This window comes from Mycobacterium sp. PSTR-4-N, assembly GCF_022348085.1.
Lineage (GTDB): Bacteria > Actinomycetota > Actinomycetes > Mycobacteriales > Mycobacteriaceae > Mycobacterium.
This window is the reverse complement of sequence record NZ_JAKRFN010000007.1, coordinates 142,250-162,260: the sequence shown is the minus strand read 5'-3', so window position 1 is coordinate 162,260 and position 20,011 is coordinate 142,250. Positions and strand designations below refer to the sequence as shown.

General features: G+C 64.6%; 20 protein-coding genes. 13 read left to right on the top strand and 7 right to left on the bottom strand.

The genetic code is table 11. The annotated features are described in order from the left end of the window. Positions 1-172 precede the first annotated feature (172 nt). Entirely contained in the window at positions 173-934 is a 762-nt protein-coding gene (locus MHN84_RS12740; protein WP_011893713.1) for a hypothetical protein, read from the top strand. On the opposite strand, the gene MHN84_RS12735 is transcribed toward MHN84_RS12740, so the two are convergent. Then, positions 931-1,530, bottom strand: coding sequence for an isoprenylcysteine carboxylmethyltransferase family protein (locus MHN84_RS12735; protein ID WP_041800688.1), 600 nt, complete (start codon positions 1,528-1,530; stop codon positions 931-933). The two genes, MHN84_RS12740 and MHN84_RS12735, sit on opposite strands and share 4 nt — an antisense overlap. A gap of 278 nt (positions 1,531-1,808) precedes the next feature. Between MHN84_RS12735 and MHN84_RS12730 the strand changes: the two genes are divergently transcribed. Together MHN84_RS12730 and MHN84_RS12725 are read left to right on the top strand one after the other, a co-directional pair. Next, on the top strand, positions 1,809-2,120 hold the full coding sequence (locus MHN84_RS12730) for a hypothetical protein (protein WP_041800031.1): 312 nt from the start codon (positions 1,809-1,811) through the stop codon (positions 2,118-2,120). A gap of 289 nt (positions 2,121-2,409) precedes the next feature. After that, positions 2,410-3,093: a DUF305 domain-containing protein gene (locus tag MHN84_RS12725; protein WP_043416019.1), complete on the top strand. Its 684-nt coding sequence runs from the start codon at positions 2,410-2,412 to the stop codon at positions 3,091-3,093. A 20-nt stretch (positions 3,094-3,113) separates the two neighbouring features. On the opposite strand, the gene MHN84_RS12720 is transcribed toward MHN84_RS12725, so the two are convergent. Both MHN84_RS12720 and MHN84_RS12715 read right to left on the bottom strand, forming a co-directional pair. Continuing rightward, complete coding sequence (locus MHN84_RS12720; protein WP_043416018.1) at positions 3,114-4,298, bottom strand: ATP-binding protein; 1,185 nt, start codon at positions 4,296-4,298, stop codon at positions 3,114-3,116. Beyond that, positions 4,295-5,050 carry a response regulator transcription factor gene (locus MHN84_RS12715; protein ID WP_011893718.1) on the bottom strand — a complete coding sequence of 252 codons (756 nt, stop codon included), beginning with the start codon at positions 5,048-5,050 and terminating at the stop codon, positions 4,295-4,297. The genes MHN84_RS12720 and MHN84_RS12715 overlap by 4 nt, the downstream gene beginning before the upstream one ends. A gap of 128 nt (positions 5,051-5,178) precedes the next feature. On the opposite strand from MHN84_RS12715, the gene MHN84_RS12710 reads away from it, so the two are divergent. After that, the gene (locus MHN84_RS12710) at positions 5,179-5,379 is read left to right on the top strand and encodes a hypothetical protein (RefSeq protein ID WP_236728450.1); all 201 of its coding nucleotides are present in this window, start codon (positions 5,179-5,181) and stop codon (positions 5,377-5,379) included. A 41-nt stretch (positions 5,380-5,420) separates the two neighbouring features. Here MHN84_RS12710 and ripA read toward each other — a convergent pair whose 3' ends face one another. Continuing rightward, positions 5,421-6,791 (bottom strand): NlpC/P60 family peptidoglycan endopeptidase RipA, encoded by a 1,371-nt coding sequence (gene ripA, locus MHN84_RS12705; RefSeq protein WP_374238362.1) that lies wholly within the window; start codon positions 6,789-6,791, stop codon positions 5,421-5,423. A 470-nt stretch (positions 6,792-7,261) separates the two neighbouring features. On the opposite strand from ripA, the gene MHN84_RS12700 reads away from it, so the two are divergent. From MHN84_RS12700 to MHN84_RS12690, 3 genes are all read left to right on the top strand, one after another. Continuing rightward, complete coding sequence (locus MHN84_RS12700) at positions 7,262-7,621, top strand: BlaI/MecI/CopY family transcriptional regulator (RefSeq protein WP_043416015.1); 360 nt, start codon at positions 7,262-7,264, stop codon at positions 7,619-7,621. Beyond that, on the top strand, positions 7,621-8,541 hold the full coding sequence (locus MHN84_RS12695; protein WP_041800692.1) for a M56 family metallopeptidase: 921 nt from the start codon (positions 7,621-7,623) through the stop codon (positions 8,539-8,541). The genes MHN84_RS12700 and MHN84_RS12695 overlap by 1 nt, the downstream gene beginning before the upstream one ends. Before the next feature lie 281 nt (positions 8,542-8,822). Next, complete coding sequence (locus MHN84_RS12690; protein WP_043416012.1) at positions 8,823-9,497, top strand: response regulator transcription factor; 675 nt, start codon at positions 8,823-8,825, stop codon at positions 9,495-9,497. A gap of 55 nt (positions 9,498-9,552) precedes the next feature. Here the strand turns inward: MHN84_RS12690 and ripB are convergent, their stop codons facing one another. From ripB to MHN84_RS12675, 3 genes are all read right to left on the bottom strand, one after another. Beyond that, a complete protein-coding gene (gene ripB / locus MHN84_RS12685) occupies positions 9,553-10,323 on the bottom strand; it encodes an NlpC/P60 family peptidoglycan endopeptidase RipB (RefSeq protein ID WP_011893723.1) in 771 nt (256 codons plus the stop codon). A 515-nt stretch (positions 10,324-10,838) separates the two neighbouring features. Further along, positions 10,839-12,062, bottom strand: a complete 1,224-nt coding sequence (locus MHN84_RS12680; RefSeq protein ID WP_241204950.1) for an Ig-like domain-containing protein — start codon at positions 12,060-12,062, stop codon at positions 10,839-10,841. A gap of 330 nt (positions 12,063-12,392) precedes the next feature. Next, positions 12,393-12,941, bottom strand: a complete 549-nt coding sequence (locus MHN84_RS12675) for a hypothetical protein (RefSeq protein ID WP_241204949.1) — start codon at positions 12,939-12,941, stop codon at positions 12,393-12,395. Between the two features lie 574 nt (positions 12,942-13,515). On the opposite strand from MHN84_RS12675, the gene MHN84_RS12670 reads away from it, so the two are divergent. From MHN84_RS12670 to MHN84_RS12645, 6 genes are all read left to right on the top strand, one after another. Beyond that, the gene (locus tag MHN84_RS12670; protein WP_043416008.1) at positions 13,516-13,728 is read left to right on the top strand and encodes a heavy-metal-associated domain-containing protein; all 213 of its coding nucleotides are present in this window, start codon (positions 13,516-13,518) and stop codon (positions 13,726-13,728) included. Beyond that, on the top strand, positions 13,725-14,696 hold the full coding sequence (locus MHN84_RS12665; RefSeq protein ID WP_043416007.1) for a hypothetical protein: 972 nt from the start codon (positions 13,725-13,727) through the stop codon (positions 14,694-14,696). Before MHN84_RS12670 ends, MHN84_RS12665 begins: the two co-directional genes overlap by 4 nt. Positions 14,697-14,737: 41 nt before the next feature. Beyond that, positions 14,738-17,011 (top strand): cation-translocating P-type ATPase, encoded by a 2,274-nt coding sequence (locus MHN84_RS12660; protein WP_046362084.1) that lies wholly within the window; start codon positions 14,738-14,740, stop codon positions 17,009-17,011. A 25-nt stretch (positions 17,012-17,036) separates the two neighbouring features. After that, entirely contained in the window at positions 17,037-17,312 is a 276-nt protein-coding gene (locus MHN84_RS12655) for a YHS domain-containing protein (RefSeq protein WP_046362085.1), read from the top strand. A 49-nt stretch (positions 17,313-17,361) separates the two neighbouring features. Then, a complete protein-coding gene (locus MHN84_RS12650) occupies positions 17,362-17,691 on the top strand; it encodes a metal-sensitive transcriptional regulator (protein ID WP_046362086.1) in 330 nt (109 codons plus the stop codon). 84 nt (positions 17,692-17,775) lie between these two features. Further along, positions 17,776-19,899, top strand: a complete 2,124-nt coding sequence (locus tag MHN84_RS12645; RefSeq protein WP_241204948.1) for a heavy metal translocating P-type ATPase — start codon at positions 17,776-17,778, stop codon at positions 19,897-19,899. Positions 19,900-20,011 lie beyond the last annotated feature (112 nt).

The following is a 20,011-nucleotide window of genomic DNA, read 5'->3' as shown; positions in this document are numbered from 1 at the left end:
GGACACGAGCCGACCTCGGGCTGCCTCGCGACGGCACCCCTACCATCCGCCGGCTCTGCATGTGCGGAGATGGATAGTAGGAACCGGTGCTTACCCGGCGTGCCGTCGGCCCTGATGCCCGTGGGGCTGACAAGCTACGCGCGTGAGAGCCGTCGTCACCGGACTTGTCGCTATGACCGTGTTGCTCTGCGCGCCGACACCCGTCGCCACCGCTGAGATCGGACAGCGCATCGCACAGGCAGACGCCTACCTCGCTACTCGTCCTGGCACGGTGGGCTACGTGCTTCGCGACCGGACGACCGGACAGGCTCACCGCAACGACGCGGCTACCACGATGATGTGGACCGCATCCACTATCAAGCTAGCGATGGTGGTTGATCTGTTGACTCGGGCTCGCGCCGGCCAGATCGCCTTGACCCCAGCCGACCGCCAACTCATGGCCAACATGATGCACTCATCGGACAGCGACGCTGCCGATACGCTTTGGGAACGCTACAGCGGACCCGACAACATGGCGTTCAACCGCAATTTCGCCACGTACGGACTTACCAGCCTGCAACCGCAGCAGGGTTTCAGCGGCACCTACCCGTACTGGGGTTTCCAAAAGGCCACGAGCGAAGACCTCGACCGGCTGATGAACTACACCCTCACCAGCTTGCCTGCGGCCCAAACCGCGGCCATTGTGTCGGAGATGCAACACCTCGACGCCAACCAGCAGTGGGGAGTGTGGGGAGCGGGCGCGGCCATGACTCCCGGCAACAAGAACGGGTGGTCCCAAGAACAGGGCGGCTGGGTCGTCAACAGCGTCGGTTTCGCCGGCCCTCGACAACGCTACACATTGGCGATCATGAACTCGCTCAACGGCGAAGGCGCCTACGACGACGGCGTGGAAACGACCACGCGGCTGGCGCAGATTCTGCTGGCGCCCGCTTAGCGGGATTCACCACCAACGGACCTAGGAAAACGTCCCAGAACGGGAAGAAACCTGCCGACGGCTTGACCATAGGACCGGTAGGCGTCCCCGTGCGTGTGAACGAGGTATGGCTCCTCCACCACGCGGACCTGCAATTCGATCGCCACGACCAGAAGAATCAATGCAGCCAGCGCCAACACATTCGGGACCATCAACGCCACGCCGGTCGCGAACGACAGCATCGCCGTGAAGATCGGGTTGCGCACAACCGCGAACGCGCCGCGGCGCACCAGGGTCGTAGACTCCTGCGGATCGACGCCTATCCGCCACGAATCGCCCATGTCGTTCTGCGCGTACAGCGTTCCGGCGAGACCCCCGAGTGCCAACACGGACCCCAATGCCTGAAGCCCCCAGGCCTCGAAAGCGGCGATTGGGGCTAGCACGCCAAACACCTGCAAAGCCGGCGCGAGGAGACCGAGCACCATGGCCACAACGAAACCGACGCCGGCGGCCCATTCCGGTGAGCCGGGCCGGCCGCTGATTCCGTGGAAGCCGGTGGAACCAGTAAGCCGATACTGGCGCCAACTCCGCCAGCCGAACCCGAGTGCGACGAACATCAAATACAGAGCTAGAGCACCTATTGCAGCCACCGCAACCACCTCCAAAATCAAACATATGCAAACATTGCAATATATGCAACTATCCAAAGAATGAGAGTGATCTGCAGGCCCGGCGCTAACTCGATGACGCGAGTCGCGTAGGCGCCATGTCCCCGCTTCTAAACCGGTGAGACCTTCCCCGGGCCACCAGTTCTGCTGGTGCGAGACATGTCCGTGGTTGGCGGTGATGCCCCCTGCCGATGACATCACCGGCTTGTTACGCGCACCATTGGCACATGAGAGTGGAGATCGTCTATTTCGAAGGGTGTCCGAATTGGCAGGAAGCCGGTGCCCTTGTGGGCGCGGCAGCAGCCGGACTAGTCAACGTCGAGATCACGTATCGGCGGGTCGCTACGGATGATGAGGCGGCGGCCTTGTCGTTCGCGGGCTCTCCAACGATTCTCGTCGATGGCATAGACGCTTTTGACGATGCGGTGCCGGTGATGGAGTTGGCGTGCCGGCTATATCAGACCGACGCCGGTTTGATGGGTTTGCCGACGGTTACCCAGCTCTTGGAGGCGTTGCGGCGGCGGCTGCCGATCGACTGATCGCGGCGTGCGGGCAGGCCAAGGCTTCGGTCAGATTGCGGCATGAATCTACCGAGCTGCACACTGACTCCTTCCGGTCGCGGGCAATGACTGAACCGGCTGCGGCGTGACGCTGGATCGCCCGAGCGCGCGGCGCGTACCGACGGGTTGGTGAGGCGTCTTCATCGAATCTTCATCGGAACTCGAACCGACCCATACGCGGAGTCCTGAGGCTGGACCGAGGCGGCGAGAGCGCTTGCCGTGTGTGTGGACGCATGGTGTCAGGAAGATGTATGAGAAGGGATGTGCGATGCAGCACAAGCGATACCGAACTGGGTTTGCGGCGATGGCGGCGGCGGCCCTGTTCGTCAGCGCCTGTTCGAATGCGACAACCGACTCTCAGTCATCGACCAGCAGCCCGGCGGCACCATCGGCCTCGCCCAGCGCTGCCAGCAGCGACGCTACCCATAACGACGCTGATGTGACGTTCGCCCAAGGCATGATTCCTCATCACCAGCAGGCGATCGAGATGAGCGACATGCTTCTCGGCAAGCAGAGCATCGATCCCGAGGTCATCTCACTCGCTGACGAGATCAAGAATGCTCAAGGCCCCGAGATCGAGCAGATGCAGGGTTGGCTCCAGGAGTGGGGGGCGTCGTCCTCGCCTGCACCTGCGACCAGCACCGCTATGCCTGGCCACGACATGCCTGCTCACCAGATGCCCGGCCGCGACATGGGCAAGATGCCTGGTATGGGCGGCAGCGGTCACGGCATGATGTCGGAAGCCGACATGGCTGCGCTGCAGAACGCGCAGGGCGCGGAGGCGAGCCGACTTTTCTTAACGCAGATGATCGCCCATCACAAGGGCGCAATCATGATGGCGCAGCAGGAGATCGACAACGGCCAGTTCCCCGCGGCGGTGGAGATGGCGCGCAACATCGTGTCCTCTCAGCAAGCGGAGATCGACACGATGCAGGGCATGCTGGACAAGTAGCGAGTTGCGGCGCCTGCCGGTCAGATTCGCGCTGAGTCAGCCGTGACAGGGGTTTGCTCGGTGCGCTCCGGGGTGATCGGCATGGCGAGGGTGAATGTTGCGCCGCCGCCGGGGCCCGCGCTCGCTACGGAGATGGCTCCGCCGTGGGCCTCGACCAGCGCTTTGGCGATGGCGAGCCCTAAACCGGCGCCGCCGTGCTCGCGGTCGCGGGCGGAGTCTGCCCGATAGAACCGCTCGAACACCCGGTTGACGTGCTCGGCGGCAATCCCTTCACCGGTGTCGGCGACGGCGATCCTCAACCGGTCGCCGTCGCGGACACAGTTGACTTCGACCGAGCCGCCGGAAGGCGTGTGCCGCAACGCATTTTCCAGCAGATTGCCCAGGACTTGGGAGAGTCGTTGCTCGTCGGCCCACAACGGCGGTAGCGCCTTCTGGAGGCGTACGCGTAGTGCGACTCCCTTGTTGTCGTAGCGTTCCTGCGCCGCGGCGACGCATCGGTGTGTCAAGCGGTCGACGTCAATGTTGGCGTACGACATGGAAACTGAACTTTCCTCGGCCTTGGCCAAGGCGGCGACGTCATTGGAGAATCGCACCAGCCGGCGGGTTTGGTCACGCAGCATGGTTGCCGTCTGCGGCGTCAAAGTGCGCACCCCGTCTTCGAGTGCCTCAATATAGGCCTCTAGCACCGCGACCGGTGTGCGGATCTCGTGCGCCAAGTCTCCAAAGAGCTGCTGTCTTGTCGAATCCACGGTTTGGAGCCGGGAAGCCATCTGGTTGAAGGCAGTGGAGAGTGCGTCGAAATCGTCGCCGAGGCGCGGCGATGACACGCGGACATCGTAATTCCCTTGAGCGACATCGGTGGCAGCGGAGGCAACCTCGGTGACGGACCGTTGGAGCCGTCGACTGACGTAGAAGCTGACGGCAAGCGCAGCCAGTGCCGACACCGCCAGGGCGCCCCCGATGGACATCACCGTCGCGTAGCCGTAGGCCTCCTCGGCGTGGACTTCCTCTGGCGAGTTCATCGGCACCCCCGCGCGGTGAAGATGCTCGCGAAACAGCGGAGGTCCGACGACGGCGGCCACCACCGCGGTCGTCACGGCCCCGGCTGCCAGCACAATCGCTTGGGCCGCCAGCAGCCGCAAGCCGATACCAGGACGGCCCCTCCGTCGACGTCGGCGAGCTGTGGACGCAGGCGGGGGAGTCACTGTCCGGTCCCCATCCGATATCCCACACCTCGCACCGTGGCGATGTAGCGCGGGCGTGCGGCATCATCGCCGAGTTTGCGCCGCAAGTGCCCGATGTGGACGTCGACGAGGTGCTCGTTGCCGACCCAGGGCCCGTCGCGAACAATTTCGAGAAGTTGACGCCGACTCAGCACAATGCCCGGCCGGCCTGAGAGCGCTTCGAGGATGTCGAACTCTGTGCGGGTCAACAAGATCTGTTCATCGTCGATGCCAACCTCACGGGCGGCGACGTCGACACTCAGCGCACCGAACCGACGCGGTGGTGCCACCTCACGTTCGGCGGTTGCGGTGGCCGATTGCAGGACGCGGGGCCGCCGCAGCATGGCCCGCACGCGCGCCACAAGCTCGCGCGGGCTGAAGGGTTTGGTGATGTAGTCGTCGGCGCCGACAGTGAGACCGAGGACTGTATCGAGTTCGGTATCACGAGCGGTGAGCATGACGACGTAGGCGTCGGAAAACGTGCGCAACTGTCTGCACACTTCCAGTCCATCAATGCCGGGCAGGCCAAGGTCGAGAATGACGACATCGGGATCGAAGTCGCGCGCGACAGCGATAGCGTCGACACCGTTTCCGGCCACCACGGCCTCGAACTGATCGCGTTCCAGATAGCTAGCCACCACTTCGGCCAGCGGCAGTTCGTCGTCGACGACCAGCGCGCGGTATCCCTTCGCCTGCTCAGGCGATCTACCCGGGTGGTGCTCCATGCTCCACATGGTGCCCGCCGAAGCGGCCGCGGCGCCGCACGACTGCCGGAACGGCGCAATCTTCAGCAGATCTTTACGAGACTCATACCGATTCCATCCTGCAGCTGAGTGACGCTCACTGTGGAGGAGGGCCTTGCATGCGCTGGCTGATGGACGTCTGCCCGAACAGCCTCGGGTGGCAAACGTGGCTGATCCTGTGCGCCGTTGTCGTCGTGCTGTGGGCCGCCGCCATCGCCAGCGCGACGGCTCTGTTCCGCGCCGCAGCGCCGCAGCGCCGCAGCGAGCGGCGTGAGGCATTGGAGGAGCCCGTTCACAGCGGTCACGCTGGGGCGGACTGATGCGTTAACGGTGCAACCGCCACAGCGCTCGCTGTGAGGTGTCAGTACTCGATCAAGCGCGTGACGTAGGGTGTCATGCCGGAGGTGCGCACGGGGGAAATCTTGACGACGGACCCGGTGTAGGGAGCTTCGAGCATCATGCCGTCACCGAGATACATGGACTCGTGCTGGCTGGCGTTGGGGCCGTAGAAGATTAGATCACCACGTCGCATCTGCGATGACGGAACTTTGCGGCCGGCGTTGTACTGCGATCCGGAATAGTGGTCGAGCTTGATGCCGACGCCGGCGAAGGCGTACAGCATGAGCCCGGAACAGTCGAAGCCGACGGTGTTGGCTCCCTGATCGATGCCCCGAGAGGGACCGTTGGCGTTGCCGCCGCCCCACGAGTAGGGAACTCCCAGTTGTGACATGGCGCGTCGGATCACGAACTCAGAGGCCTGCCGGCCGTTCAGGCTGGGGATGCGTCCATTGGTGATGCCGGGATCTGCGGCGGCGGCCGCCGGGGAGAGAATGCCCAGTTTGGTAAGGAACTTTCGGCCCATGTCGGCAGTCAGCTGCACCGAGGTCGCCATGATCTTGAGGATCGCGTTGATGATGGCTACCGGGTCGCCGGCCACATTGGCGCTGGGCACCATCGGCAGCGTGGTGTCCCAGAGGCCGGCGCCAGAATTGTCGGCCGGCAAAGAGTCACTTCGGTCCCACTGGTCGCCGGGTGCCTGCGCGGCGCCGGGTTGAGGAACCGTGGGCGCAGTCGCGGTCCCTGCTACCGGCGGGATGGCACCGAGTCGGGCTTGCGCCGAGTCACGTTCGGCGGCAAGCCTATTGATTTCGTCCTGCCGTGCCGCGAAGGTCTGCTGCGCCTCCTGAAGGGCGGTGACCGCGTCGTCCTGGCGGCGCTGCGCCTCGGCGGCGGCGCCCTCAGCGCGCGCCCGGACAGCCGTCGCGGTTGAGAGCTTGTTGGCGTGATCGGTCTGCCTGCGCACGAGGTCATCCCTGACCTTCTGGAAGCTGATGATCAGGCTCTGTTGCGTCGAGGCTCCAGCAAGGATTTCCTCCGGCCCATTTGCCAGTGGCAGCGCACCCGACGGCCCGTTCATATACATCGATGCGGCGAACTGATCGAAGCGTTGTTGCGCGGCGTCGATCGCCACCTGACTGTCGGCGAGCCCCTGCTCACTGGCGGCAACCTCACGCTGCGCGTCCGCGAGAATGTCGCGAGCAGCAGCAATCTCGACGAGGGCCCTGTTGACGCCCTCTTGCTTGATCTGGATATCGGCACCGACATCGGCTACCCGCTGATTCGCCTCGGCGACAGCCGCAACCAGGGACGGAATGTCCTTGCTGTCGCCGTTAGGTGCGCCGTCATGTTCGGCAGCCGCGATACCTGAAGGGCTGAGCATCAGCGTCGACATCAGTGCGCAGAGAGTGAGAAGTGAAGTGAGGCAACGCATCGGATCTCCTCACTTGGGTTGAGCGTCGTCGGGCCACCGAGCGAGGGACAGCGCACGGCATTCTCGGATCGGACCTACTGCCCAGCAAAGTACGGAGCACGATAGTAGGCAGTTGAAACGTACATCACTTGCGCACCAGGGAAACGCCTGTCACAGTCTCAAGTCGGTAACGACTCTGCAAGGCTCCGTGCACAACCCGCAGGCGGCCCCTCAATCATCGTCTGTCAGCGCTGCGGCGAAGCTGATGCCCAGTTGACAGCTCCCGTGCGTGATCGGCTCCGCCCGCACGGCGGCGTGGAATGCACTGACGAGGCCATGAACGCCGGGTGCGGCGAATCGGAACTTTCGAGGTCGGGCGCTACATTGGGGGTCTGGTAGGGGTCGATGGGCAAAGCACTCCAGCTCGTCGTGGACAGCAGGAGTGGCACGGAATGGAACAGCGAGGGTTCGGCGACCCCAACGCAGTAGTCATGGATTGCGTGTGGGATTGCGCGGGGCCCATCACAGTGGGCGACGGCTTCGACGAGATCTCCCGGAAGCGCCAGTCCTGCACCAGTGTGATGCCGACGATGGACAACCTGTACCGCGAGGGTCGGCTGAGGACTCAGCGCCGTGGGAAAGGCTATATATACCCGGCATCGATGGGCCACGAGGGGTGTTCAGCGCGGTTGATGCGGGCTGCTGTCGACTGCGCCGGTGATACCAGTGCGGTGTTGGGCTTCGTGGTCGATCAGATGAGCGCGGAGCAGTGGGCGCAACTGAAGGCGGCTACGTGTAGGGGGCGACGATGATGACTACGGCGCTGTGGCTGCTGCTCTACGGGGGTGCGCTTGCGTGGTTGGCTCCTCCGGTTCTGCGGCGGATGACCGGCCAGGGAATCAGCCCTCACATGGGAGTCGCCGCATGGCTAATCACGGTCGCCGCAACCCTGGCGGCTTGGCTGGTCGCGGTCTCGATGGTCATCGGCGCAACGGCGGACAGTATTCGCACCGGCGCGGTGGTGACGCTGTGTCTTGAACTGTTCGGATTTTCCGAACACACACCGATGGCGGGCAGGATCGGATCTGTTGCCCTCATCGGTATGGGGACCCTGACGTTGGGGTTCGGAGGACTCCGGATGAGCCGTAGCCTGTCCCGCCTACGCGCGCGGAGTCACGAGCACGCACATGCCGCGCGGATCATTGGCCGGCCCACCGGTCACCCCAACGTGGTCGTCGTGGACGCCGACCGGCCCGCCGCCTATTGTGTGGGCGGCCGCCTGAACACCATTATCGTCACCTCCGCGGCCATCAAGACGTTGAACCGGTCGCAACTGAAAGCGGTTCTGGCACACGAAAATGCCCACATCTCGGGGCGCCACCACCACATCCTCATGGGGCTGCGTGCCCTCGCCGTCACTTTGCCCCGCCTGCCACTTTTCGCTACGGCACGCCATTCTGTGGCAGAACTGCTGGAGATGTGCGCCGACGATACCGCCGCGCGGCGCGTCGGCACTCGCCCTCTGCTTGCCGGGCTGATTGCTCTGGCCGGACATCAACCTCCTGTGCACGAAGGCCTCGCCGCAGCGGGAACGGCGGTCGTCGCTCGAGCGGAACGATTGGTCACCCCCACGCGCCGCCATGTGCGATGGCGCCACCGTATCTGCTTAGCTGCCGCGATCATCGCCATGCTTGCGACACCAGCTCTCATCCAGCTGCTCTGCCACCACTGAGGACCTGACGACAGCCGGCACGATTGCGGCGGCGAAGACATCGACGCGGTCGACTGAAACCCAAATAGCCGACATCGGATGTCGCGAGAACACGCGCTGAAAGCGGATAGTCGACGACATGCGGGACGCCCGGGCTGTGATCTACGTAGTAACAACGTAGATCACGATATGCTGGTTGTCAGAACCCGCGTACGCAATCCAGTACCCGCGATGCGCGACGTCGACAGGAGGCTGCCACGACCATCGAGTCACACCTCGGACTGGGTAGTGCCGCATCTCCGGTGGCGGCCGCCGGCCGCATCCGCGTTCTGCTCGTTGAGCCGCGACGCATCTACGCCGACATGCTGGCCCACCGTATGCACGCCGGAGATTTCGCCGTTACGGTCGCATGCTCGGAAACCGCAGCACTCACCGCTTTGCGTGTCGTTGACCCCGACGTGGTAGTGGTCTGCGTAGGGCCAACGGACCAGGGTGCTGCTGTCCTTGACCGTGTTCGTCAGGTGGCACACGGTGGCGTAGTCGCGCTTACTGATGCAGAGATGGCGCCGCTGGTGTCACGTGTCGCAGTGGTGGCGATCGGCGACTCGGAGATGCTGAGTACACGAATTAGACGCGCGCTCAGGCACATCGGCGTGTGCGGTGCGGCCGGCGATACGCAGCGACGGCAGATCGACGACCTCGTGGTCGATGTGGCGGCTCGGCGGGTGTACCAGCGAGGAAATGTTGTACAGCTCACTCGGACAGAGTTCGCGATCCTGCGGGCACTATCGGACAATCCGGGCGAACCCGTGACGTGCCGGCGACTCCAGGAGAGTCTCTGGGGAGCCTCGCATCCCGGCGGTCGGGCTGCTCTGGGGGTGCATGTCGGCAATCTCCGTCGCAAGCTCGGGGACGACCCCACCTGCCCGCGCTACGTCCGCACTGTCCGCGGCATCGGCTACTGTCTCGTCGGTTGATTCGGTCACCCGCTGAGGTGAATGGCTCTGCGGGCGTGCTAATTGGGCCTCGCGGTCAGCTCTCGATAATCCGGACGACGTAGGGTGTCATGCCCCCTGTTCGCACTGGGGAGACCTTGATCGGGACGCCGGTCTGCTGTGCCTCAATCATTTGACCGCCGCCCAGGTAGATTGCTTCGTGCTGACTCCCGCCCGGCCCCCAGAACAGCAAGTCGCCCCGCTTCGCTTGGGAGGGCGGCACCTTTCGGCCGGCGTCGTACTGGTCACCGGACCATCGCGGGAGCAGAACACCGACGCCGGCGAACGCGAACCGTGTCAGGCCTGAACAGTCAAAGCCCACGGTGCCTGCTCCCTGGTCGACGCCGCGGCTTGGACCGGTGAGGCTTCCGCCACCCCACGAGTAGGGAACACCGATTTGCGTTCCCGCCCTGCGAATCACGTACTCGATCGCTTGCGCACCATTGACCCGATTTCCGCGCACGCTCGTCGACGGATCCGCGGCGGGGCTGACGATTCCCAGGCTGCTGAGGAAGCTGCGACCCATATTCATGGCCGTCTGCGTCGCCATGGCCGTTGCCTGCAGCGATGCGTTCGCGATGGCAACCGGATCGCCGGGAGCGCCCGCGCTCGGTATCTTCGGAAGTAATGGGTCCCACGGCCCGGCGGCAGGTTGGGCCGACGCGACCGGTGCGCACGCGAGGAAAAGCAAGACGACGATAGCGATCACACCGGGGAGCCGTCGAACGCGTCCCGCAACAAGGATTGCCGGGTCGCAGCGGTCAGTGCTAGCAATTGCCGCACCCTTGCTCCGGACGTGTAATCCCATGTCTTCTCCTCGGTGCGCCCGGCGGTGAGTTACTTCACGCACCAATAGCGGGGCTGATCGCATACGTAGGGCGCAGCACCAAAAATACGTAGCTCCTACGTAGAAAAGCGTAACTCACAAAAGCCCCACCAGTAACACCAGCCACATAATTACAGTGGTGAAATTCGCTGCGGCCGTTCGCTTCGAATGCGGCAAGTATGGACTTAAACCCGTTTCACGGTCGGGAAGACGCGCGTGAATGGTGCGCGGACTCAAATGTGCGAGCTTCTCGGCAACGAGCTCTATAGGCCGTCGTCGGGCGTCAGCAACAATTCTGCCCCGAGCGGTTATTCGAAGCCTCGTCGGCGGTACGCGCCGCCATCGGTTATCGGGGAGTCGGTGGCTCCAGTCACGCCGGCAACCGCCCGTACGGCAACGACGTCTCAGAAATGACCTCAAATGCACTGCGGAGTAATGGTTTTCAGATTCGCCGGGCATTGAAGCCATGTCGGCTCGGTGTCAAGAACTTCCGATGCTCAGACGTTGGCGTTTCCGGCCTTCCATTGCTCCCAGGGGATGTTCCAGTCGCCGAGGCCGTCGGTTCCCGACAGTGTGGGGCCGGTTGTGTTGATGACTTCCACGATGTCGCCGCGTCGGGTGTTGTCGTAGAACCAGCGGGCGTTGGCCGGGTTGACGTTGAGGCATCCGTGGCTGACGTTGGCGATGCCTTGGCTACCCACCGACCACGGCGCTGAGTGCACGTAGATGCCGCTGTAGGACATTTGGGTGGCCCATTCGACTTCGGTGCGGTACCCGTCGGGTGAGTTGACGGGGACTCCGTAGGTGGACGAATCCATCACCAGGAATGAGTAGCGGTCGCCGACGATGTAGGCGCCGTTGTCGGTGGGCGTTTTGGCTTTGCCCATGGAGATCGGCATGGTTTTGACGACTTCGCCGTTGCGCCGCACGGTCATCGTCTTGGTGGCGTCATCGGCGGTGGCGATGATTTGGTCGCCGATTGTGAAGCGTGTGGTGACGTCATCCTGGCCGAAGAGCCCGTCGCCGAAGTCGACTCCGTAAGCCTTGACTGACACCTCAACCTTCGTTCCGGGCTCCCAGTACTCGGCGGGGCGCCAGCGGACTTCACGATTGCTGAGCCAGTAGAAGGCGCCCTCAACCGGTGGGTTCGTGGTCACGGTGATCGCCTGCTGCGCCGCAACCCGGTTCGTGATGTTCTCGTCAAAGCGAATCGCAATGGGTTGACCCACGCCCACTGTTTCGCCGTCATTGGGCAAGACGTAGGGCATCGTCAGGTTTTCGGGGGAATGGGTTTCGAATGTTGCGCTGGTGCTTGTCGTTCCGCCAAGCCCTTGTGCTTGCGCCTGCAGGGTGTACTGCTTGTTGTAGCCCAGCGGTTCCGCCGATGACCATGTAACGCGGTCGGGGCCCAGTTGCCCGTCGACAAGTTCGCCCGCCTCGTTGGTCAGCGACACTTGGCCGAGAATACCGTCGCCGGCGGTAACGGTCACGGGGGCATCGACAGCGACGCCGATGGCACCATCAGTGACGGACGCTTCCAGTTTCGGTACGAGCAAGTCTGCGTAGGGCGTGCCCTTGTCGGTGATGACGTCGGGAGTGGGCGCCGCCGTCGGTGATGAGGTGCAGGCGGTCGCGATCAGCAGCACCGCCGCCGCGAGGACGGTCGTGCGCAGCCAGTGCGTCGTCGCTCGAAACGCTGGGGGGCAGCCTGTCTGCGGCATGAATGGGGCTCTCCGTATCGGGTTGTCGTCATCGGCTAACGGGCGGGGCACCGCCTGGTGCGCCGCGAGGGCCGGTCGCGGGCGACGGTTCACCGTTCACGGGTATGCCTTTGAGTGTGCTCGTGAGTCGTTTGGCTTTCTTAGTCCTTCGATGAAGATTCGATAAAGCTGGCACTAAGGGCTGGCGTCTCGGGTTTGCGAGGACATCCGATGGGTCGCACATTGTGCGGGGATACCCCCGAGGGGTACTTTGCGGTTGTATCCGCGGCGGGTACCTCGTCGACTGGGAAGGCCCATCGCTTGTGACGGCACAAGAGAAGTTCCGGTGGCTCATCGAGAGTTCAACCACGCGGTCGATCGCCACGTGCATCGCCCTGTGCACGTTGAGCCAAAATCGCCGGCGGGCGCCGCCCCATCAAGGCCGATAGTGGGAAAGCCTGCTACAGCTGACGGCTGGAGCTGCGGCGCTGTTGTCGATCGCCTTAAGTATCCGGGGTCCGACGTGGTGGCGAGGAACTGTTCGATTGTCGGGCCGAAGGCGTGCGCGATGTCGTCAGCGTTGACGAGCAGGTCGGACATTGTGGCCTCGGCGAGTACTCCCTGCGGACGGACGTCGACGAGGGTGCACGCGAGTTGCGCGGGGTGACGTGGGTCATCGCCGGCGATGATGAGCGTCGGGGTGTTGATGCGCCGGAGTTCCTCGGCTGTGGCGAAGGCCCGATCGTGACCGATTGCCGCTGCGGCAGCGGCGCTTTGGGCGTCAGCGCGCGGAATGGCCTTGGTGACGAGGTTGGCAATAAGCGGCTGCAGGTGAGGAACACACAGCTCCCAGGCGGCCTGTAGACCGCGGGCGCGGGCGCGGTCGGCGAAGCGGTCCATCAGCTTTGCGTCTGCGGCCTTGTCGTCGTCGTCCTCGATGGCTTCAGCACTGATGATGACCGCGGACCGGGCGATCCGGGGGTGTTGGAGGCATGTCCGTAAGGAGCGATCGTGCCGCCGAGGCCGGCGCCGACAAGGTGGGTGGACGTGGCGTCGAGCGCGTGCATGATCGCGACAGTGTCGGTGACGTACTGATCCCAGAGGTGCAACGTCGGATCGGGGCATCGCGATGCGCTCCATATCCTCGAATATCGGGCAGCGCAACGCGATACCGGCCAGCAAGGCGGGTGGCAAGCGGCCGCATGCTGTAGTGATCGGGCCCACCGCCGTGCAGCATGATGATCAGCTCGCCGCGGCCGATGACCTCGCCCATGAGCGGCCAGCCGTCATCCCCGACGTGCAACGTTCGCATCACCATTCGTCTCTCCCTTCGTCGGGAATGCCTCGGCCTGCGTCGACGCGGCATCAGCAAGAGCCCGAAAAACCCACCCTTGCAACATACCCTCTGGGGGTATACCTTGATGTACGCATACCCGGTAGGGGTACTACCGAGAGCGAAGATGGGAGTTCGGTCATGAACACGGTCACGTACGCCGTCACAGGAATGACCTGCGGGCACTGCGAGCTGTCAGTGCGGGAAGAAGTCAGCGGGGTCGCCGGTGTTCAAGACGTCGAGGTCAGCGCCACGGCGGGCACTCTGATCGTGACCTCCAGCGGTCCCGTCGATGACGCCCAGATCTTGCGTGCGGTCGACGAGGCCGGCTATTCGGCGGTGCGGGTCGTATGAACGCTGCAGGACGGTTGGCCGCTTTCGGTGCCGGACTGGCGGTGGCGTTCACGGCTGCGTACGTCACCGCCGCGGCGGTCGTCCCCGACACCGCGGTGACGGCCACTCAGCACGTTGGCGCTGAGCCCGCGGCTGATCACAGCGCGCCGACCGAGCAGGCGTTGCCGGTATCACCTCTGTCCGCTGATCCGCCGGGGTTGTCACTCGCCCAAGACGGATACACGCTCAGCGCGGTACGGGGACCCGGAGCACCCAACGATCGTGGCAGGTTGAGCTTCACCATTGCTGGTCCCAGCGGCACGCCGCTGCTGGACTACGCGACTGTGCACGACAAGCAGCTGCATCTCATCGTCGTCCGTTCTGATGGTCAGCATTTCGCGCACGTCCACCCGGTCCTGGATCGGGCAACCGGCATATGGTCGACGCCCTGGATGTGGAAGGCCGCCGGGGCCTACCGGGTGTTCGCGGACTTTCAGCCCGCCCAGGCCAGCAGCACCAAACTCACGCTTACCCGCACGGTCGACCTGGCCGGCGAGTTGGCCCCGTCGCCCCCGATGACCACACGCACCGTGGATGAAATTGCCGGTTACACCGTGGAACTCGACGGTGCGCTCACCGCCGGCGTCTCGAAGCAGCTCACAGCGAGAATCATCCGTGACGGCGAGCCGGTGACGACATTGCAGCCCTACCTGGGGGCATACGGGCACCTCGTCGCGCTGCGTGAAGGTGACATGGCGTATCTGCACGTGCACCCTGAGGGCGCTGAACCGGTGGGGGACCGCACTGGCGGGCCTGCGGTGACGTTCGCAGCGACCGCACCCACCGCCGGTCGCTACCTGCTCTACCTCGACTTCAAGGTCGACGACACCGTGCACACCGCCACGTTCGTCGTCGACGCCGCACGCGGCGCCACCAATCAGCCCGCGCCAGAACCGTCGCGCGACGCCGGCCATGCCGGCGGGCACTGACGACCTCCGTCCACCTAGAAAACTGAAAGGCACTGGCACACATGACGACGTCGACGCCCGTGTCCGGCCCGAGCATTGAGCTCCGCATCGGAGGAATGACCTGCGCCTCCTGCGCCAACCGCATCGAACGCACGCTCAACAAGATCGATGGCGTCGCGGCAACAGTCAACTACGCGACCGAGAAGGCCACCGTCACGGTGCCCGACGGATACGATCCCGCGCAGCTGCTCGCCGAGGTGGAAAATGCCGGCTACAGCGCCGCGCTACCCACACCGGAGAAGCCCGCCCCGCCCGGAGAGACAGGCGAGACCGACGACCCCGACATGGTGTCCCTGCGCCACCGGCTGACCGGTTCGGTGCTGCTATCGGTGCCGGTCATCGCGATGGCGATGATCCCCACGCTGCAATTCACCTACTGGCAGTGGGCGTCGCTGGTGTTGGCTGCGCCGGTGATCGTCTGGGCGGCCTGGCCGTTTCACCGCGCTGCCTGGGCCAACCTGCGGCACGCTACGGCGACGATGGACACGCTCATCTCCCTGGGCACCTTGTCGGCCTTCCTGTGGTCGCTGTACGCGCTGTTCTTCGGGACCGCCGGCACCCCGGGAATGAAGCATCCGTTCGAACTGACACTCGCACCGTCTCACGGCGCCGCCAACATCTACCTCGAAGTCGCCGCTGGCGTCACAACATTCATCCTTGCGGGGCGCTATTTCGAGAAGCGGTCCAAACGGCAGGCCGGTGCGGCGCTGCGCGCCCTCCTAGAGATGGGCGCCAAGGAGGTATCCGTGCTGCGCGACGGCGCGGAAACGAAGATCGCCGTCGAGGACCTGATAGTGGGCGACGAGTTCGTCGTGCGACCGGGAGAGAAGATCGCCACCGACGGGGTGGTGGTATCGGGGACATCGGCGGTCGATGTCTCGATGCTGACCGGCGAATCGGTCCCCGTGGAGGTCGGCCCAGGTGACACCGTGGTCGGTGCAACCGTCAACGCCGGTGGGCGACTGGTGGTACGCGCCACCCGCATCGGTTCCGACACCCAGTTGGCGCAGATGGCCCAGCTGGTGGAGAACGCCCAGACCGGCAAAGCCCAGGTCCAGCGGCTAGCCGATCGCATCTCCGGTGTCTTCGTGCCGATCGTCCTCGCGATCGCGGTGATCACACTCGGAGCGTGGTTGGGCGCGGGCTTCCCGGTCGCGGCCGCCTTCACCGCCGCCGTTGCCGTGCTGGTAATCGCCTGCCCCTGCGCGCTCGGCTTGGCCACACCGACGGCACTGCTGGTGGGCACCGGTCGCGGCGCGCAAATGGGCGTTCTGATCAAGGGCCCGGAGGTGCTGGAGTCCACCCGCAAGGTCGACACCGTGGTGCTGGACAAGACCGGCACCGTCACCACCGGCAAGATGACCCTGGTCGACGTCATCACCGCCCCGGGAACCGACCGCGGGAACCTGCTCCGGCTGGCAGGGGCGTTGGAGAACGCCTCAGAGCACCCGATCGCCCAAGCAATCGCCGTCGCTGCGACCGAAGAACTCGGGACGCTGCCCACCCCTGAGGATTTCGCCAATGTCGAAGGCAAGGGTGTGCAGGGCATCGTGGACGGCCACGCCGTGGTCGTGGGGCGCGAATCACTGCTCGCCGACTGGTCCCAACACCTCAGCCCAGAGTTGGCGCAGGCGAAAGAAGCGGCCGAAGCGCGGGGCAAGACGGTGGTCGCCGTCGGCTGGGACGGTGAGGCTCGCGGCGTACTCGTCGTCGCGGATACCGTTGAACCCACCAGTGCGCAGGCAATCTCACAGATGCGCCAGATGGGCTTGACGCCGGTGCTGCTCACTGGGGACAACGAAGCCGTCGCCCGCCAGATCGCCGCCGAGGTCGGCATCGACACTGTGATCGCCGAGGTGATGCCGAAAGACAAAGTCGACGTTATTCTCCGGCTGCAATCCGAGGGCAAGACCGTGGCGATGGTCGGCGATGGCGTCAACGATGCGCCTGCCCTCGCCCAAGCCGACCTCGGCCTGGCTATGGGTACCGGAACAGATGTCGCGATCGAAGCCTCCGACATCACCCTGGTACGCGGCGACCTGCGCAGCGCCGTCGACGCGATCCGGCTGTCCCGCAGGACACTATCGACGATCAAGACGAACCTGTTCTGGGCGTTCGCCTACAACGTTGCCGCCATACCGGTTGCTGCACTGGGCATGCTCAACCCCATGCTCGCCGGCGCGGCCATGGCGTTCTCCAGCGTCTTCGTCATGGGCAACAGCCTGCGACTGCGCGGCTTCAAATCCACATCCACATCCTCTGCCCCTACCCACTGAACCCCTTCTGCATCAAGGAGAACTCATGTCCGACAACAAGAACCTGACGTCGAGCTGCTGCTGCAGCGGCTCAACACAAGACCTCGACACGACGGTCATCAATCCGGGGACCACGAACCTCCTCGACCCCGTAACGGACGAGACAACATGCCCGGTCATGCCCGGCACGCCGGTGAACAAGGCGGCCGCCGAAGCCGCGGGCCTATTCCGCGACTACCGAGGCCGACGGTATTGGTTCTGCTGCAAAGGATGTGGACCGCGCTTCGACCGAGACCCCGACAAGTACGCCAGCGCGGCGTGACTGACCTGCCGAACCCCGGCCTCCCAACCCACAGACCGAAGGAGTTGCCATGACTCACGTCGACGACGCTGACCACTGCCCGGCATCGGGTTCAGTCCACCACGGCTACATCACCGATAAGGACAAGTACCTCAAACGCTTGAAACGTATTGAGGGCCAAGCCCGCGGCATCAGTCGGATGATCGAGGGGGAACGCTATTGCATCGACATCCTCACCCAAGCTGACGCCCTGACCAAGGCCCTGCAAAGCGTCGCGCTGGCACTGCTCGACGACCATCTCCGACACTGCGTTCGAGACGCTGCTGCCGCCGGGGGACCCGCTGCCGATGCCAAACTCACCGAAGCCTCCGATGCCATCGCCCGCCTCGTGCGGTCATGACCCGCAACGGCGGTGCACTGACGCCGCCTCGCTCCTACGCACCCGCGCGAACGAACACGTGAGACTCCTCAAGGAGAGCACAACATGACCAGCCACGACGAGCACGCATTAGCGACATCCCACACCGGCGTTCACGCCGACCATGAGGGCCATGGCGAGCACGCCGTTCACGACTCCGGCCCCCACCACGACGACCATGCCGGCCATGGGGGTCATGCCGGGCACGGCGCCGATCATGTGGCTCAGTTCCGGAAGCTCTTCTGGATCAACCTGATCATTGCCGTCCCGGTCATCGCGTTCTCGACCATGTTCGCGATGCTGCTCGGCTACGAAGTACCCGACGTCCCCGGTGGCCGCTGGATCGCGCCACTGTTGGGCACGGTCATGTATGTCGTCGGGGGACGTCCCTTCCTTACCGGCGCCGTCAGCGAAATCCGTTCCCGAAAACCGGGAATGATGCTGCTCATCGGGCTGGCCATCACCGTCGCATTCTTCGCCTCCTGGGGCGCGAGCCTGGGCCTGCTCCACCACGAACTGGAGTTCTGGTGGGAACTGGCGCTGCTGATCGTCATCATGCTGCTCGGACACTGGGTCGAAATGCGCTCCTTGGCTCAGACCACCTCCGCACTGGACTCCCTGGCGGCCCTGCTTCCCGACGAGGCCGAAAAGGTCGACGGCGAACGAATCATCACCGTGTCGCCCGCCGACCTAAAAGTCGGTGATCTGGTAGTCGTCCGACCCGGCGGCAGCATCCCCGCCGACGGCAGAATCGTCGAGGGGCGAGCGGACATGGACGAGTCGATGGTGACCGGTGAATCGCGGCCGGTGGCCCGCGGCGTCGGAGATGCGGTGACGGCTGGAACTGTCGCCACCGATTCCGGGCTTCGGGTCGAAATCACCGCCACCGGTGACGACACCGCCCTGGCGGGAATCCAGCGCCTGGTTACCGAAGCGCAGAACTCGTCCTCGCGAGCCCAGCGCCTCGCCGACCGGGCGGCCGGGTGGCTGTTCTGGTTTGCCCTGGGGACTGCTGCCATCACAGCCGTGGCGTGGTCGATTGTCGGAGACCCCGACGCCTCGGTCATAAGAGCCATTACCGTGCTCGTCATCGCCTGCCCCCATGCGTTGGGATTAGCGATACCACTTGTCGTCTCGATCGCCACCGAACGCGCTGCGCGGGGAGGCGTGCTGATCAAGGATCGCCTGGCCCTAGAAGGCATGCGCACCGTCGACGCCGTTCTCTTCGACAAAACCGGCACCCTGACAAAGGGCGAACCAACCGTGACCGCGATCGAGGTCCGCGGCGACCTCGACGACGACTCCGTGCTCGCCCTCGCGGCCGCCGCCGAAGCCGACAGTGAACACCCCCTGGCACGAGCGATCGTGAAAGCCGCCGACGAGCGGGGACTGACTGTGCCACGCGCGAAAGGCTTCTCGTCGTCTCCCGCCGTCGGCGTGACTGCCACGGTCGACGGGCACGAGATCCGCGTGGGCGGCCCCCGCCTGCTCGAAGAGATCGGCGCGCAAGAGGTTCACGCGGCGACCTCGTGGCGCGACGAGGGCGCGATCATCCTGCACGTCATCCGAGACGGTGCTGTGGTCGGCGGCCTCCGCCTGGCCGACGAGATCCGCCCCGAGTCGCGCGACGCCGTCGATGCCTTGCACAAGCTCGGCGTCGAGGTGGTCATGATCACCGGTGACGCCGAAGCGGTCGCGCAGGCGGTAGGTCACGAACTCGGCATAGATCGGGTGTTCGCCGGAGTACGCCCGGAAGACAAGGCGTCGAAAGTTGCTGCGCTGCAACAGGAGGGCAAGAAGGTCGCGATGGTCGGCGATGGCGTCAACGATGCCCCCGCGTTGGCACAGGCCGACGTCGGCATCGCGATCGGCGCCGGCACCGACGTCGCCATCGCCTCTGCCGGTGTGATCCTGGCAAGCTCCGACCCGCGCTTGGTGCTGTCGGTCATCGAACTGTCGCGAGCCAGCTACCGAAAAATGAAGCAGAACCTCTGGTGGGGCGCCGGATACAACCTCATCGCAGTGCCGCTGGCTGCCGGTGTGCTCGCACCGATCGGATTCGTCTTACCGATGTCAGTCGGCGCCATCCTCATGTCACTGTCGACGATCGTCGTGGCGCTCAACGCGCAACTGTTGCGCCGCCTCGACCTGAGCCCTGAGGCCAGCACACGCGCGGTTCTCAACCGTTAGGACCGGTTAGCGGCGGGCTCGATCCGCGCAATGCGCGCTGCGGGGCAGGTCGCAGGCACTATGGGCTCACGAATGGGCTGAACGGCATGCGTTGATGGTGACGGGTTGCGGC

What these genes read in the sequence shown, in the direction of transcription:
- MHN84_RS12740 (WP_011893713.1), top strand. Translation starts at nt 173, where the DNA reads ATGACCGTGTTGCTCTGCGCGCCGACACCCGTCGCCACCGCTGAGATC.
- MHN84_RS12735 (WP_041800688.1), bottom strand. Translation starts at nt 1,530, where the DNA reads ATGTTCGTCGCACTCGGGTTCGGCTGGCGGAGTTGGCGCCAGTATCGG.
- MHN84_RS12730 (WP_041800031.1), top strand. Translation starts at nt 1,809, where the DNA reads ATGAGAGTGGAGATCGTCTATTTCGAAGGGTGTCCGAATTGGCAGGAA.
- MHN84_RS12725 (WP_043416019.1), top strand. Translation starts at nt 2,410, where the DNA reads ATGCAGCACAAGCGATACCGAACTGGGTTTGCGGCGATGGCGGCGGCG.
- MHN84_RS12715 (WP_011893718.1), bottom strand. Translation starts at nt 5,050, where the DNA reads ATGTGGAGCATGGAGCACCACCCGGGTAGATCGCCTGAGCAGGCGAAG.
- MHN84_RS12710 (WP_236728450.1), top strand. Translation starts at nt 5,179, where the DNA reads ATGCGCTGGCTGATGGACGTCTGCCCGAACAGCCTCGGGTGGCAAACG.
- ripA (WP_374238362.1), bottom strand. Translation starts at nt 6,791, where the DNA reads ATGTCGACGCTGATGCTCAGCCCTTCAGGTATCGCGGCTGCCGAACAT.
- MHN84_RS12700 (WP_043416015.1), top strand. Translation starts at nt 7,262, where the DNA reads ATGGAACAGCGAGGGTTCGGCGACCCCAACGCAGTAGTCATGGATTGC.
- MHN84_RS12695 (WP_041800692.1), top strand. Translation starts at nt 7,621, where the DNA reads ATGACTACGGCGCTGTGGCTGCTGCTCTACGGGGGTGCGCTTGCGTGG.
- ripB (WP_011893723.1), bottom strand. Translation starts at nt 10,323, where the DNA reads ATGGGATTACACGTCCGGAGCAAGGGTGCGGCAATTGCTAGCACTGAC.
- MHN84_RS12680 (WP_241204950.1), bottom strand. Translation starts at nt 12,062, where the DNA reads ATGCCGCAGACAGGCTGCCCCCCAGCGTTTCGAGCGACGACGCACTGG.
- MHN84_RS12675 (WP_241204949.1), bottom strand. Translation starts at nt 12,941, where the DNA reads ATGGACCGCTTCGCCGACCGCGCCCGCGCCCGCGGTCTACAGGCCGCC.
- MHN84_RS12670 (WP_043416008.1), top strand. Translation starts at nt 13,516, where the DNA reads ATGAACACGGTCACGTACGCCGTCACAGGAATGACCTGCGGGCACTGC.
- MHN84_RS12665 (WP_043416007.1), top strand. Translation starts at nt 13,725, where the DNA reads ATGAACGCTGCAGGACGGTTGGCCGCTTTCGGTGCCGGACTGGCGGTG.
- MHN84_RS12660 (WP_046362084.1), top strand. Translation starts at nt 14,738, where the DNA reads ATGACGACGTCGACGCCCGTGTCCGGCCCGAGCATTGAGCTCCGCATC.
- MHN84_RS12655 (WP_046362085.1), top strand. Translation starts at nt 17,037, where the DNA reads ATGTCCGACAACAAGAACCTGACGTCGAGCTGCTGCTGCAGCGGCTCA.
- MHN84_RS12650 (WP_046362086.1), top strand. Translation starts at nt 17,362, where the DNA reads ATGACTCACGTCGACGACGCTGACCACTGCCCGGCATCGGGTTCAGTC.
- MHN84_RS12645 (WP_241204948.1), top strand. Translation starts at nt 17,776, where the DNA reads ATGACCAGCCACGACGAGCACGCATTAGCGACATCCCACACCGGCGTT.